Below are 13,986 nucleotides of genomic sequence, written 5' to 3' on the forward strand. Positions count from 1 at the left end.
TGTCTTTGTGGACGTCCAGCCCCACGTAAAGCGTTTTCGTCATTGGTCTTTCTCCTTCGAACTCTTCCGTGTTCGTCAGAAAACCACATCTGCGGCTCGCCCGCCGCAAAACGCTCATCTGGTCTAATACAATGGGACCCATCAATGTCTCGGTGAAGCCGTGAGGCTCTGAAAAAGTTCCGAGCTTTCGTTGAATTATGCTTGCTTTGCGCAATGCCGTAGTGCGGTGCGGGACCGCTACCGGCCTGGTGTTTCTGCGGCGTGGCTATAGGTGCAACGACTACGCAAATGTCGCTGTCTGCGCCAAACAGTCTTCGGCGCACGGACTTGCGTCGCGCGTCGTGCCGATGTCCGGATTGTCGCAGCTGAAGTTGCGCGCTTGCGATTTACTGCCGTTCTGCTATCGACCCTTGATATGAAGGTGATGCGCCCCCTCTGGTCATTGCGCGCGTTGGTCGTGCTTTTGATCGTTGCTTTGGCAACGTCGGGCTTTGCGCATCGTTTTGCAACGCCGGAGCAACAGGCTGCACTGACCTTTGCCCAATCCTACGGGCTGGACATCTCCGCGATCTGTGGAGATTTCGAGGATGCCGACAGCACGCAAACCTGTGAAGCTTGTCGCCTGCATGCCGCCGCCTCCCTGCCAGAGCCAGCTGTTGCCCTCATCCTTGCCGAATTGTCTTGTGATCCGGCAGACTGGGTGCCGCAGCCACCTGTTCTGAACGCCCTCACCGCCGAAGCAGCACGCCCGGCACGAGCGCCTCCAACCGTCTGAATTTTCCCGACCTATTGGTGAAACATCCGGCCCTCGCGCCGGATCAGACTTTGGAGACATCCATGAATATTGCTCTTATTGCGGCTCTTGCCGCCACCTGTGACGTCACTGCGCGCTCTGCGGCAATGAGATAGAAACGGCGTTCATGAGCGATCCCGCCGACAGGCTAGGTCGTTCCTGGATGAACCATTTCGACCCCAGGTCCTTGTTCTTTCTTGGTCTCATAACACGCGCGCTGCTGCTCGTTGCGTTGCTCGGCTCGTCCACCGTGCCGGATGGTCTTATGCGCGCGCAAGGCCCCGAAGGCATGCAGTTGGTGCTTTGCACGCCCGACGGCACGCAGGAGGTCTGGCTGACCGATGCGGGCGAGATCATCCCTGCCGAGGATGAGCAGCCCGCCCGTGATGATCACGACGCGCCGCATTGCGTCCAAGTCAGCGTCGCCGGAACCGTGCCCTCTTCGAACGTCGGTCTTTTGATCCAAATGCCGCTTCGGCCTTTGGCGCTGCCAACAGGTTCGGCGCAACGTCCAGTTTCGCAAGATCTTCCAAATCAACACCGCAGCCGCGCGCCGCCTCTTCCCGTCTGATCCTTCAGCCGGGGCCCCGCGCCCCTTGTCCGACAGTCAAAGACAAGGAAACCAGCATGACTGCGATGATACACCCGTGGCCGGACCACAGGGTCTTCAGAATTGCCTCAAGACTCGCCCTGTTCCGGGGAATGAGGTCCGCTGAGATGCGCTCAATCCAGCGCAAATTCACAACCGAAAAATACCGTGATGGCGAAACACTGGCCTGCAAGGGCGTGGATGCGCCATTCATGGGGATCGTCCGGTCCGGCATGCTGCGCGAGGACAGGCCGACGCCGCAGGGTCGCACGCATCTGCTGGCCCTGACCTTTGCCAACGAAGCGCTGGCGCCGCAGGGCTGCGTCCGTGCCAAATGCACGCTGACCGCCGTTGGTGAGACCGAGGTCATGACCTGCGACCAACGCACATTCGAGGAACTGGCCAGCGCCATTCCCCGGCTGCAGCTGAACCTCTTGCATCTGATACAGGACCAGTTGGCACAGGCGCAGGACTGGCAGCTGCTGCTGGGGCGCAAGACTGCCAGCGAACGCGTGGCCTCAATGCTGGTCTCCTTCCATCAGCGCCACGGGCGGCCGGACGAGATGCACCTGCCGATGAGCCGCGCTGATCTGGGACAGTTGACCGGCCTGACACTGGAAACCGTCTCGCGGCAGATGCGGGCGCTGGAAAAGGCGGGGTTGATTGCCATGCCACTGCCGACCCGTGTCCGCGTTCTGGACGCCGTAGCCCTTCACGAGCTGACCGGGGATGCGCCTGCACGCGTCGCCGCCTGACCTTTTCATGACACAGGGAGAAACCATGAAACTTGCACTGACAACCTGCCTCGCCACGCTGCTGACAACCACCGCGTGGGCCGAGATCACCATCACCGACCTGCGCGACCGCACCGTCACGCTCGAAACTCCGGCGGAACGCGTGCTGCTGGGCTTTTACTACGAGGATTACCTCGCAGTCGTCGGCGACGGCGCGGTGGACAAGCTGGTCGGCCTGTCGCGCGGTCCCTGGGCCGACTGGCGTCCGAAACAATGGGACGCCTATACGCAGGTCTTTCCGCAGCTGGCTGAGTTGCCCGATGTGGGCGACACAGAAAACAGCACCATGTCCATCGAGGCCGCCATCGCTGCCGATCCGGATCTGGTGATCCTTGCAGGCTGGCAGTACGACGCGCTTGGTGAAAGCGCGGCGCAGTTCGATACAGCGGATATTCCCGTACTCGTACTCGATTACAACGCCCAGACGCTTGAGGCGCACCTGGCCTCGACCCGCGCGCTGGGGAGGGCGATGGGCACTGAGGAGCGCGCCGAGACACTCGCGACGCTCTATGCCGAGATGACAGCAGACACTGCTGCGCGGGTAGAACAGTCAACTGAGGCACCAAAAGCTTATGTCGAACTGGCGCAGAAAGGGCCGGACGAAGTCGGAAACTCCTATGCAGGCGGCATGTGGGGCGGAGTTATCGACCGGCTCAAGGGGCAGAACATCGCCAATGGCCAGATCGAGAACTGGGGGCCGCTTTCCCCGGAATACGTGCTGTCCCAAGCGCCCGAGGTGATCCTTCTCTCCGGCTCTGAATGGCTGAACCGCCCTGCCTCCGTACCGTTGGGCTTTGGCGCGGACAAGGCGCTCGCGAACGAACGCATCGGTGCCTATCTCGGTCGCCCCGGCTGGTCAGACCTGCCCGCAGTCGAAAACGGCAAGGTCTATGGCATCTATCACGGCGGCTCGCGCACGCTGTCTGATTTTGCCTATTTCCGTTTCCTTGGAAAGGCGATGCACCCGGCGACCTTTGCCGATGTCGACCCGCAGGCCGAACTGGCGAAGTTCTACGCCGACTGGCTGCCGATCACGCCCGAGGGGACTTTCATGATGCAGGCGGAATGAGTATCGCGGTAAGTGAAGGGAGCGGTTTCGACCGCACCCGCATCACCCGAATGGGGGCGGTCTGTGCCGCCCTCACCATCCTGGCGGCCCTGATGGTGGTGGACCTAGTGACCGGTCCCGCCGGTCTGCCTTTGTCCGACGTCCTGAAGGGCCTGCGCGATGGCCCGGACGCAGAGAACCGCCGCCTCGCGACGATCCTGTGGCATCTGCGCATGCCGCAGACCCTGATGGCTGCACTGGTGGGTGCTTCCCTGGGGATCGCCGGACTGATGATGCAGACCATCCTCAATAACCCTCTGGCCAGCCCCTATACGCTGGGCTTTTCCGCCGCTGCCGGTTTCGGCGCAGCACTGGTGATCCTGTTCGGTACGGCACTGCCGGTGGCGATGTGGATCGGCGTACCGCTCGCGGCCTTTGCCGCCACGCTGGTCGCAGCTGGACTTGTCTACCTCGTCGCGCACCTGCGCGGCGCCTCGCCCGAGATGCTGGTACTGGCGGGCATAGCGGTGCTCTTCCTGTTCCAGTCGCTGCAATCGCTGCAGCAATTCATGGCTGCCCCCGAAGTGCTGCAACAGATCGTCTTCTGGCTGTTCGGCAGCCTGCTCAAGGCGACCTGGACGTCGGTGCAGGTCTTGTCCGCGATCCTTGCTGTGACCCTGCCATTGATTGCCCGAGAGGTGTGGAACCTGACCTCACTGCGCCTTGGCGAAGGCAATGCTGCAAGCCTTGGCCTGAACGTCGAAAGGTTGCGCCTGCGGGTGCTGGTGATAATCGCGCTTCTGACTGCCGGTGCCGTCAGCTTTACCGGCACCATCGGTTTTGTCGGCCTGATCGCCCCGCATGTCGGGCGCGCTCTGGTGGGCGAAGATCACCGTTTCGGCCTGCCGATGGCTGCGATCATGGGCGCTGTGGTGCTGGTTGCCGCCTCCGTACTGGGAAAGGTTATCTCACCCGGTGCGGTCATTCCGGTGGGCATCATCACCGCCATCGCGGGTATTCCGATGCTGCTTGCAATCATTTTGCTGAAAGGGCGCACATGAGTTTGGTTCTGGAAAATTTCACCGTTGATGCAGGGCGCCGCCGCTTGCTGCGGATTGAAAGGCTGGAGCTGCCCTCAACCGGGCTCGTTGCGGTAATTGGCCCAAACGGTGCAGGAAAATCCACCCTGCTGAAGGCGCTTGCCGGGGTTCAGCGCCACGGCGGCACCAAGGCGCTGGACCAGACCTGGCCTGCGCCTGAACGCATCGGATTCATGCCACAGGATTTTGCCGTGAAGGCAGCCATGAGCGTCGCGGAATGTGTGCTGCTTGGGCGGCGCGAAAGGCTCGGTTGGCGCATCACAGCGCGGGAGCGCGCCGAAGTTGCCCAGATTCTGGAGATGTTAAACCTGTCACACCTCGCCGATCATCGGATGGATAGTCTGTCAGGGGGCCAGCAACAGCGCGTTCTTCTGGCGCAACGCCTGATCCGCAATCCCCGCCTGCTGATCCTCGACGAACCCACCAGTGCGCTGGACCTGCACCACCAGCTCGAGGTGCTCGACCAATTGCAAAGGCTTGCACAGACCAGACTGGTGCTCGCTGCCTTGCACGACCTGACCTTGGCAGCCCGTTATGCGGATCAGACGGTATTCCTTGAAACCGGCAGGCTCGCTGCGGCCGGACCGACCTCACAGGTTCTGCAGTCGCCTTGCCTTGACCGGGCCTATCAGATCGACAGTGAAATTATCACCGACCGCAACGGCGGTCCGGTCTTTGTCGCGCACCAGGCTCGGTCGCCAAAATAATGGCTTGTAGTAGATCAGCGGTCCAACGCTTGAGCTCAAGTAAGTGGCCTCCCGAAAACCGGACACTGACATAGGCTAGGGTTGCCGCTCCTGTGGCAAGGGCAGGCAGCCCGGCAAGCCGGCGGGCAGGACAATCCATGCGCCGCTTGCGTACAGCGATTTTGCAAATCCCGGAAGGCCGGACGTCAGAGTGATACTGAACTTCGATATCGCAAGGATGGACGTATCGTTCGGCAGTTCTTGCATGAATGTGGTTCCGGGGAAGATCACCACATAGGCGGGCGCCTCATCCGTTACCAGAGCCACTGTCAGCAGGATAGAAAACCATCCCAGGAGAAGCAGCGGAAGAGCGAGCAGAAGCGATCTAATAGTCATGGATATGTTCCAGTGTAAGGTCTGAACTTTCCATTTGGCGGAGCCGCGCGACTAAGTCCCGGACCTTTACAGGGATAAGGTGGCGATAGTCGCCGAACCCTTGCCGTGCGCGGCTGTAAAGCGCGCCGGGTTCGCTCTGCCGGGCCGAAAGGGCGGTGAAAAGGATGTCATCATTCCCTGCGATCTCGACAAGGGTTACCTGATCGGCCGCCATCTGTTGAATCAAATGTGTCAGGGCGCGGTAGCGGGGGGCGTCGATCTCGACCCCCTCCGGTCGCTCTTTCACGACACGGACGCCCTTGTACCCGGACAGTTGCTGAGTATTGGCACCGGTAACGATCATCCGCAATGTCAGTTGATCTTGCCCGACCTCTGCTACGGCCTGTGCGATCACATCGGCATAGGCTGCCTTGGCGCGGTATTCGAGGCCAAGCGCCAGTCGACGTTCTCTATCGCGCAGCACGGGGCTGGCGTTGGTGTTGAGGTCCGTGATGTCTTCGCGAAACGGCCATTTGTACCAGGGCACCTGCTGTAGAAAGGTCGCGTAGGCCGCGGATTGCTTCGCTGACAGATCGTCAAGCGGTGCGCGCTGCGGGCCGCGCAGGGTCGCAAACAGTCGGCCCAAGGTTTCTTCATAGGCACCCTTGAGCGCCAGTTCAGCAGTGAAACTAACCCCGATCACATAGACCATCTGCTTGGTGCTGCCATCAATGTCCCCGTGGTCCGCGGCGCGTTGTGACAGGGCGCAAAGTGAACTCCAGAAGCCGCCGATCCCGCGCAAAAATCCATAGTCATGCGGGTCACCGCTGCGCACAACCTTTGCATAATCCTCGTAGGCGTGAACGATATGCCATTCCGGATAGGTCATTAGGGTGCGGCTTTCGGGGCGGTGATGAGCAGGGTCGATCAGGGCGTCATAAGGCTGCGGCATGCCGGTGCCGCGGCACATGGTTTCCACGTAGACCACCGGGGCGCTGAGACCGATCGCGACCAATACCAGCAACAGGGCCAGCAATTTGGTCAAGCGCCACAGCAGGGTCACGCCGTCTGGCCTGCGTTGCGGAACCCGGCCCAGACTGCAATGCCGCCCAGGGCCAGATGCGGCAGGTTGGCAAGGAAACGGGGAAGCGACAGGTCGATCCCGGCCGAGGCGTTCGTGAAAATGCCGAGGTCAAGATAGCCATATCCGGTGAAAAACCCGAATACACCATCCCCCAGATAAGCCAGCCCGAACAGGATAAGAAAGCTCCGCGCCGCCCGATGCGACAACATCCCCGCGACCAGTGCCCAAAGGGCCGAGGCCACGTGCAGCGCATCATCATAGGTATCAAGCGCGAAGATGCCGAAGGCCAGTCCGTCCTCATCCGTGAGGCCGGGAACATAGTTCAGCGATGCGGCAATCATCAGGGCCACAAAATAGCCCAGCGAGAGTTTTTGCAGAGTGGTCATAGTTGTCCCAGATAGCTGTCCCAGAGGTTGTTTCGCAGCACGCGCTGCGGGTCGAGCGCCCGTTTGGCCTGCGCAAATTCCCTGGCCTTTGGATAGGCGGCGGCGAATTGATCCACCGTCGCATGCGGCCTGTAGGGCAAATAGTAAGTTCCGCCAAGCGCCACGACCCTGTCGATCAGCGCGCGGGTCATGCGGGCCATGTCAGCCTCGGCCCGCTGCGTCAGCTCCTGGCTGAACGACATGACGGCGGCGATCCTGGGCTCTGGTGCATAGGACAGCGCGCTTTGGTCGTCCTGCGCCACATAGCGCAGCGTCACGTTGAGGAACTCCTGGTACGAGGCCGGGATTACCTCACGGCAGGCGACAAGGAAGTCGTCAAAGGCACCAAAGCCGATAAAATACTCGTGCAGAATATCCGTCCGGTCCGGGTTGCGGTCGTCCAGTGTGACAACCGGCTCGTTGATCAGCGTGTTGCGCGTGACCTCTCCGGCCGCCAAGGCCGGGCCAAGCCTTGTTTCGTTCCACCAACGGAAGGATTTGAAGGTCTCGTTACCCAGCTGTGCCCGATATAGGCGGCTGGCGGCGTGTGACATCCAGCCTGAACCCTTGGCGGCTGGCAGGTCCGACTGGTCTGCGGTTTCGCGGTAGGTTACCAGCAAGGCCTTTTGAAAGAACGTGTCGCGTTCGACGTTCAGTCGTCCATAGGCCATGGTCACGCTCGGGTCCTTGGTTGCGATGCGAAAGGCATCGGCAAATGTGCTGGCATCCAGAACCTCGAAACTCGGCAGCAGGCGAGTGTTCTTCACCATCTCCACTTCCAGATCCACGATGACACCGGCCAGACCATAGCCGCCCATGGCCAGGCTGAATAGATCGGCGTTTTCGGTGGCAGAACATGTCACCAGATCGCCAGAGGGCAACACCATGCGCAGTGATCGCACGGTCGAACCCATCGGCCCAAAGGGCACAGGCCAGCCATGGGCGTTCACCGAGAAGGTCGCGGCAACGCCAAAATCATTGTTCGACTGCATGACCTTGGGCGACCATCCCACCGGGTCAAGCGCGGCAATCACCTGCGACCAGCGCGCGCCTGCTTGAGCCAGATAGGTCTGGTTCGCGCTGTCAATCTCCACCGATCCATTGTCAAAGGTAATGGCGGTGCCGTTGCGAGGGATGGCCTGGCCGCCCATGGAATGGCGCGCTGCGCCGACATTGAGCGGGCGGCCTTCGGCCTTCGCCTCGGCCAGTTCCCGGCGGATCGCGGCAATCAGCTTTTCCATCGCGTTATGCTGCAAAGTCAGGTGCCTGTGGATTGGCGTTGCGGACAGGCCGCTGGCGTCATTCAGCCATTTTTCGCCAGATGGAGCGGTGATCCGATTGGTGCCGGTGTAGACCGGAAGATCCGCACCCAGCCATCTCGACAGCCCCCATCCAGCGACGCCGCCGAGGCCAATTAAGGCAGCTCTTCTGCCAAATGCTTTCATCTACCTATGTCTCCAGTAGCTGGCTAAAAATGGATTACAGAAATTTGTGCTTTGATACTGTGCCAAAGCTTTGATCAGGGAACGGTCCGCCGCCCTGCAATATGGCGACCGGCACACTAGGTATCAATCCTTCAAGTTCGGTGTTCGGCTCTGTTGGAGCGACAATGCAGTCCCGGCCCTCTGACCAATGGGCACTACAGACGCGTACCTGCTGTCCGGGACCCGAGGCCGCTACGGGCATCGGAAATCTCCCTTTGCGGGAGGAAAAGGTCCTTGGCTGCGTACCCGGCAAATGACGGTATTGCGCAATATGCCAACCTTGCATGATTTGAGCTGCAGGGCACTGAGGGAGGCATGAGTGTGCACATCCGCTGTTGACGTTAACCGTGGCAAATGCCCGCTTTTGAACCCGATCTGGCAAACCGCTCAGCGAACCGCGGTCCGGTGTTTGATCGCCATCAGCCTCTGCTCTTGAAAAGTAACTCTTAGAGCTACGTCTATTCGAACCAGAGTTGACGTGTTCAGCCTGATCAGCCGCATTGTCCGCGCCTTTTCAGCACGGAAGGGAGGCGTGCATTTTGTTGTGCAAAAACAATCAACATTACGATTCCGGCCAGGTTCGGGAACGGCTAGAATTTGCTTGCGGTTGCATGTTTTTTGTAGGCAGTTTTTCACAATGATACACACAACCCAATTTTCAGCGGCAACCACGCCGGTTCACCCAGCGCAGGAAACTCCATGAAGCTCATCAAGCAACTTTTTGCGGGAGCGCTCCTTGTGTGCGGGGCTCTGTATCTTTGGGCTGCCTATGTGCCTGCGTCGCGCCCCTTGCTCGAACGCTGGGGCGTGCTGGATATCATTGAACAGGTTGCGCCTCTTCCCTCGAACGAAGCGTCAGAAACGACTGCGAAACGTGGCCCGCGCGGGCCGGTTCGCGTGGTTGCGGGAGAGGTTTCGCAACAACCGATGAATGATCAGGTGCGCGCGATCGGGGACGGGCGGGCCATTCGATCCGTTACAGTGCGCGCCGAAGCGACGGGGCGCATCGTGTCGACGGGGTTTGTGGCCGGCGGTTATGTGAGCAAGGGGGATGAGCTTTACCACCTTGAAGACGCAGCCGAAAAGATCGCAGTCGAACGGGCGCGATTGCAGGTGGAGGCTGCAAAGGAGGATGTCGACCGGCTCAAGCAGTTGCAGAAAACCGGCGCGGTAACAGCTGTGCGTTTCCGCGAGGCTGAACTGGAACTGCGCTCGGCCGAACTGGCGTTGGAGCAGGCCCGGTTTGACCTTGCACAGCGAACCATCGTCGCGCCGATCTCGGGATGGGCTGGTCTGTCGGAGATCGAGGTTGGCGACCGCATTTCCGTGCAGGATGTCCTGACGGTGATCACGGACCGCTCGCATATCCTGATCGATTTCCGGGTGCCTGAACGGGCGATCAGCCAATTGTCGCTTGGCATGCCGATGCAGGTCGTTCCCTTGGCGAACCCAGATCAGCAGCTTGTCGGGAAGATCAACGCGATCGACAATATCGTCGACCGGCACAGCCGCACCTTGCGGGTTCAGGGGCAGCTTGAAAACGAGGGCGATACGCTTAGGGCTGGGATGGCGTTCTCGGTCGCGCTTTCGTTTCCCGGCGAAATGGCCTTGGCAGTGGATCCGCTATCGGTGCAATGGTCTTCGGACGGGCCTTTCCTGTGGAAGATCGAAGACAGCAAGGCACAACGGGTCGCTGTGAAGATATTGCAGCGCAACAGTGGCTCTGTCCTGGTCGAAGGCGCGCTGAATGCCGGGGATGCCATCATCGTCGAAGGCGTTCAGAATATCCGGCCGGGGGCTGAGGTTGAAGCTGTCGAGGGCACAGAACCATCTGAGACCAACGGTTAAGGGAGTATCGTCGTGAGTATACTTGGCGAGACTCTGCATGGGCAGCATGGCACGGGCACCGTCTTGTTCGTCAAACGGCCGGTACTGGCCTTTGTGCTCAACGCGCTGATTGTGATTGCCGGAGTGGCTGGCTTGTTCGGGGTCGAGATCCGCGAATTGCCGGATGTGGACCGCCCCGTGGTGACGGTGACGACTTATTTCCCGGGCGCGTCATCCGAAACCGTAGATCAGGAGGTCACAAGCCGGATTGAAGGCGCGGTTGGGCGGGTTTCGGGGATCAGGACGATCTCGTCGCAATCTCGCTATGGCCGCAGCCGGGTCACGCTGGAATTTGAGGATAGTGTAGATCTGGATGTTGCCGCGACGGATGCCCGTGATGCGGTCAGCCGGATAGCCAATACCCTGCCAGAGGATGCCGAGACCCCCGGCATCGTAAAGGCCGACGCCAACGCGCAGCCTGTGGTCCGGGTGGCGGTGACCTCGGACAGCCGCTCGCCGCAGGAACTGACACAAATCGTGCATGACCGGGTGGAAGACCGGTTGATTTCGATACCGGGCGTTGCCGATTTGCAGATCTACGGGGATCGTGATCCGATATTCCGGGTTGATATCGACCAATGGGAGCTTGCCAGCCGGGGGCTCAGCCTTGCGGATTTGCGCCGTGCGCTTGCGGATGTGGCCTATGATGCTCCGGCGGGCGACCTGAGCGGTACGCGCCAGTCGATCAATGTCCGCACAACGGCTTCTGTTTCGACACCTGACGCCTTTGAAGCCTTGGAGATCCGCGACAATGTCAAACTGGGGGATGTGGCACGCGTTACCCTTGGCCCCGCGCCGAATGAAACCATCCTGCGCGCCAATGGCCAGACAGGGCTAGGCATCGGGGTGATCCGTCAGGCAACCAGCAATACGCTGGAAATCTCGGCAGCCGTGCATCAGGTGGTTGCAGAATTGAATGAAACCCTGCCGATAGGCGTGGATATATTCATCACCTCTGATGATGCGGTGTTCATCAATGGCTCGATCGAGGAGGTACTCAAGACGCTGGGCCTGGCTATCGCAATTGTTGTTGCCGTGATCTTTCTCTTCCTGCGCAGCTTCCGAGCCACCCTCATTCCTGCACTGACACTTCCCGTCGCATTGGTCGGAACGCTGGCCGGGATCTATTTGGTGGGGTTCTCAGTCAACATCCTGACGCTTCTGGCGCTTGTTCTGGCAACGGGCATGGTGGTGGATGATGCCATCGTGGTTCTGGAAAACATCGTGCGGCGGCGCGCCGAGGGGATGGGCGCCCGCGCGGCTGCCGTTCTGGGGGTTCAGGAGGTGTTCTTTGCCGTGATCACCACGACGGCCACCCTCGCGGCTGTTTTCGTGCCCCTGTCGTTCCTGCCCGGACAGGCCGGGGGGCTTTTCCGCGAGTTCGGCTTTACACTGGCGATGTCCGTGACGCTCTCATCGGTTGTGGCGCTGACACTGTGCCCGGTGATGGCCAGCCGCCTGCTGGATGGCGTGCAGCTGAATAACAGCGGGCGCGGACCGATCACCTGGCTGGGCAACCGGCTTGCCGCGCTTTACGGAGCCACATTGCGGATGGCCTTGGGCGCTCCGGCCATTGTGGTTCTGGCGTCGCTGCTGTTCGCGGCAACTGCGCTTATGGTTGGCTCTGGTATCAAACAGGAGCTGACCCCGCCTGAAGACAGATCGCTTGTGCTGATGTCCATCACAGCACCTCAGGGGGTGTCGCTCGATTATACCATGGCAAAAATGAACGAGATCGAGCGCTCGCTGTCTCCCCTTCGCGAAACCGGCGAGCTGCGCAATGTCTTCTCGATTACGGGCTATAGCGCCGACAATCGGGGGTTCATGGTTGCCACGCTTGCACCATGGGAGGCGCGCAGCCGCGGTCAGCAGGACATCGTCAACGATATTAACCGGGGGCTGTCTTCGATCATCGGAGTTCGGGTCTTCGTAATCCAGCGCAATTCCTTGGGAATTCGCGGCGCCGGACGCGGCTTGGCGTTTGCGATCACGGGCGACAACTATGACCAGCTGGCGGGCGTGGCCGAGCAACTGGTCGAGCGGATGCAGCAAAATCCCGACTTTGGCAGGGTTCGGCTTGAGTATGAAACGACGCAGCCACAGCTCTTTATCGAAATCGACCGCGCACGGGCATCGGACCTTGGCGTCGAAATCTCCGGGTTGGGGGATGCCTTGCGGGCCGTTCTGGACGGGCGAAGCGTGGGGTCGGTTTTCATCGATGACACCAGCTATGATATCCAGATGCTCTCGACCTCGATGCCGGTTGATGATCCTGGTGATCTGGAAAGCATCTTTGTACGTGCGTCCGATGGCCAGATGGTTCCCTTGTCGTCCTTTGTCCGGCTTGAGGAACGCGCCGTTGCTCCGGAACTTAGCCGCGAAGGAAAGAACCGCTCGGTCGAGATCGCGGCCAGCCTGACGCCGGAGCTTGCGCTGGGCGATGCCTTTGTCCAGGTGCAGGATCTGGCGGCGGATCTGATCACCGAGAACAACAGGGTCGTTCCGCTGGCCGAGGCCGCGACGCTGGATCAGACGAACTCGGGGATTGGCATTATTTTCGGCTTTGCGATCATCGTCGTTCTTTTGGTCCTTGCAGCGCAATTCGAAAGCTTCATTTCCGCCATCGTCGTCATGTCGACCGTGCCATTCGGTCTGGCGTGTGCTGCTTTTGCCCTTGCCCTGACCGGGCTCAGCCTCAACGTTTACAGTCAGATCGGCCTTGTCATGTTAGTCGGGATTATGGCCAAGAACGGCATCCTGATCGTCGAGTTCGCGAACCAGTTGCGGGATCGCGGTGCGGATGTACATCAAGCAATCTATGATGCCTCGACCATACGCCTGCGTCCCGTCATGATGACTATGACGTCAACGGTTCTCGGGGGGATACCGCTGATTTTCTCAACCGGGGCGGGCGCCGAGGCGCGCGAAGCCTTGGGGTGGGTGATCGTCGGTGGTTTGGGGCTCGCAACCCTGTCGACGCTTTTTCTGACCCCGGCGGCCTATTTGCTGCTGGCACGGTTCTCGACCCCCAAGTCCGAGGAGGAGGCACGGTTGCATCGCGAACTGCGCGAAGCGAATGCCAATTGAAATCAAGGGCTGTGAAGCCAGCGATGGTTAGTACCAATGTTGACTTAGGCTCAAGACACATAGCCAGTAAATGACGAGTGCTGCGAGTACGATTGCAGACAGGAACACCTTTAGGCACCTGTCGTATCGTGTCGCCACCGGTCGCCAACCTTTGCGCCGTCCGAACATGATCTCGGGCACAGCTCGGCAGAACATTGCGCAGAGACACCCTTGTTGCTCCGCTGCTTTAATCGGGTAAAAGTAGCTGACGCGGCTGTTGCTTTGGGAGCCGCTGCTTTCAACCCCTTCGTGTCCGGGCGTCCTATTGTCCCTTTCAGGGTGGCTGGGGTGATCAGCCCCACCTAAATGATCCGGTTTGAGTGTTGGTGCATGATCGGACTTGGGTCCATCGAAATGAACGGTTCGGGCGCTGGTGAGTGGAGGGCGCCAGGGGGGTACGGCTTCTTCGCAAAGCGGGCTGTTGCAATGAGGTGTAATAAAGAGTGACCTGTCTTTGCTTGAGTTTTGTTAGGGTCTGTGGACATTCAGGATTCCCAAGCTGGCTGAAATCTGATTCAAGCTTCCAAAATGGAGGTTTGAATGAACGAAGAGCGGTTTGTGTTGACAGATGAGGTCTGGGTCCGCCTTGCGCCCC

12 protein-coding genes are annotated in these 13,986 nt (G+C 60.1%); 8 read left to right on the forward strand and 4 right to left on the reverse strand.

Annotated features, from left to right (window positions below; translation table 11 throughout):
* The first annotated feature begins 415 nt into the window (after positions 1-415).
* The 6 genes from AAFO90_RS22035 to AAFO90_RS22060 all read left to right on the forward strand — a co-directional run bounded on the left by AAFO90_RS22035 (position 416) and on the right by AAFO90_RS22060 (position 5,031).
* Positions 416-775 carry a polyketide synthase gene (locus tag AAFO90_RS22035; protein ID WP_347510800.1) on the forward strand — a complete coding sequence of 120 codons (360 nt, stop codon included), beginning with the start codon at positions 416-418 and terminating at the stop codon, positions 773-775.
* A gap of 145 nt (positions 776-920) precedes the next feature.
* The gene (locus tag AAFO90_RS22040; RefSeq protein ID WP_347510801.1) at positions 921-1,364 is read left to right on the forward strand and encodes a DUF2946 family protein; all 444 of its coding nucleotides are present in this window, start codon (positions 921-923) and stop codon (positions 1,362-1,364) included.
* A gap of 56 nt (positions 1,365-1,420) precedes the next feature.
* On the forward strand, positions 1,421-2,137 hold the full coding sequence (locus AAFO90_RS22045) for a Crp/Fnr family transcriptional regulator (protein WP_347510802.1): 717 nt from the start codon (positions 1,421-1,423) through the stop codon (positions 2,135-2,137).
* 25 nt (positions 2,138-2,162) lie between these two features.
* Positions 2,163-3,245, forward strand: coding sequence for an ABC transporter substrate-binding protein (locus tag AAFO90_RS22050; protein ID WP_347510803.1), 1,083 nt, complete (start codon positions 2,163-2,165; stop codon positions 3,243-3,245).
* Positions 3,242-4,285 (forward strand): iron ABC transporter permease, encoded by a 1,044-nt coding sequence (locus AAFO90_RS22055; protein WP_347510804.1) that lies wholly within the window; start codon positions 3,242-3,244, stop codon positions 4,283-4,285. Before AAFO90_RS22050 ends, AAFO90_RS22055 begins: the two co-directional genes overlap by 4 nt.
* Complete coding sequence (locus AAFO90_RS22060; protein WP_347510805.1) at positions 4,282-5,031, forward strand: ABC transporter ATP-binding protein; 750 nt, start codon at positions 4,282-4,284, stop codon at positions 5,029-5,031. Before AAFO90_RS22055 ends, AAFO90_RS22060 begins: the two co-directional genes overlap by 4 nt.
* Positions 5,032-5,106: 75 nt before the next feature.
* Here AAFO90_RS22060 and AAFO90_RS22065 read toward each other — a convergent pair whose 3' ends face one another.
* From AAFO90_RS22065 to AAFO90_RS22080, 4 genes are read right to left on the reverse strand one after another with little or no spacing between them, the layout of a single operon-like run.
* The gene (locus AAFO90_RS22065) at positions 5,107-5,406 is read right to left on the reverse strand and encodes a hypothetical protein (RefSeq protein WP_347510806.1); all 300 of its coding nucleotides are present in this window, start codon (positions 5,404-5,406) and stop codon (positions 5,107-5,109) included.
* Positions 5,396-6,448 (reverse strand): hypothetical protein, encoded by a 1,053-nt coding sequence (locus AAFO90_RS22070; protein ID WP_347510807.1) that lies wholly within the window; start codon positions 6,446-6,448, stop codon positions 5,396-5,398. The genes AAFO90_RS22065 and AAFO90_RS22070 overlap by 11 nt, the downstream gene beginning before the upstream one ends.
* On the reverse strand, positions 6,445-6,855 hold the full coding sequence (locus tag AAFO90_RS22075) for a hypothetical protein (RefSeq protein WP_347510808.1): 411 nt from the start codon (positions 6,853-6,855) through the stop codon (positions 6,445-6,447). Before AAFO90_RS22075 ends, AAFO90_RS22070 begins: the two co-directional genes overlap by 4 nt.
* On the reverse strand, positions 6,852-8,339 hold the full coding sequence (locus AAFO90_RS22080; protein ID WP_347510809.1) for an FAD-binding oxidoreductase: 1,488 nt from the start codon (positions 8,337-8,339) through the stop codon (positions 6,852-6,854). Before AAFO90_RS22080 ends, AAFO90_RS22075 begins: the two co-directional genes overlap by 4 nt.
* 738 nt (positions 8,340-9,077) lie before the next feature.
* On the opposite strand from AAFO90_RS22080, the gene AAFO90_RS22085 reads away from it, so the two are divergent.
* Positions 9,078-10,226: an efflux RND transporter periplasmic adaptor subunit gene (locus tag AAFO90_RS22085; RefSeq protein ID WP_347510810.1), complete on the forward strand. Its 1,149-nt coding sequence runs from the start codon at positions 9,078-9,080 to the stop codon at positions 10,224-10,226.
* 12 nt (positions 10,227-10,238) lie between these two features.
* Positions 10,239-13,352, forward strand: coding sequence for an efflux RND transporter permease subunit (locus AAFO90_RS22090; RefSeq protein WP_347510811.1), 3,114 nt, complete (start codon positions 10,239-10,241; stop codon positions 13,350-13,352).
* The last annotated feature ends 634 nt before the right edge of the window (positions 13,353-13,986 follow it).

Origin of the sequence: Phaeobacter sp. CAU 1743 (assembly GCF_039839315.1) — a bacterium.
In the GTDB taxonomy this organism is placed as follows: Bacteria; Pseudomonadota; Alphaproteobacteria; order Rhodobacterales; family Rhodobacteraceae; genus Phycobacter; species Phycobacter gallaeciensis_A.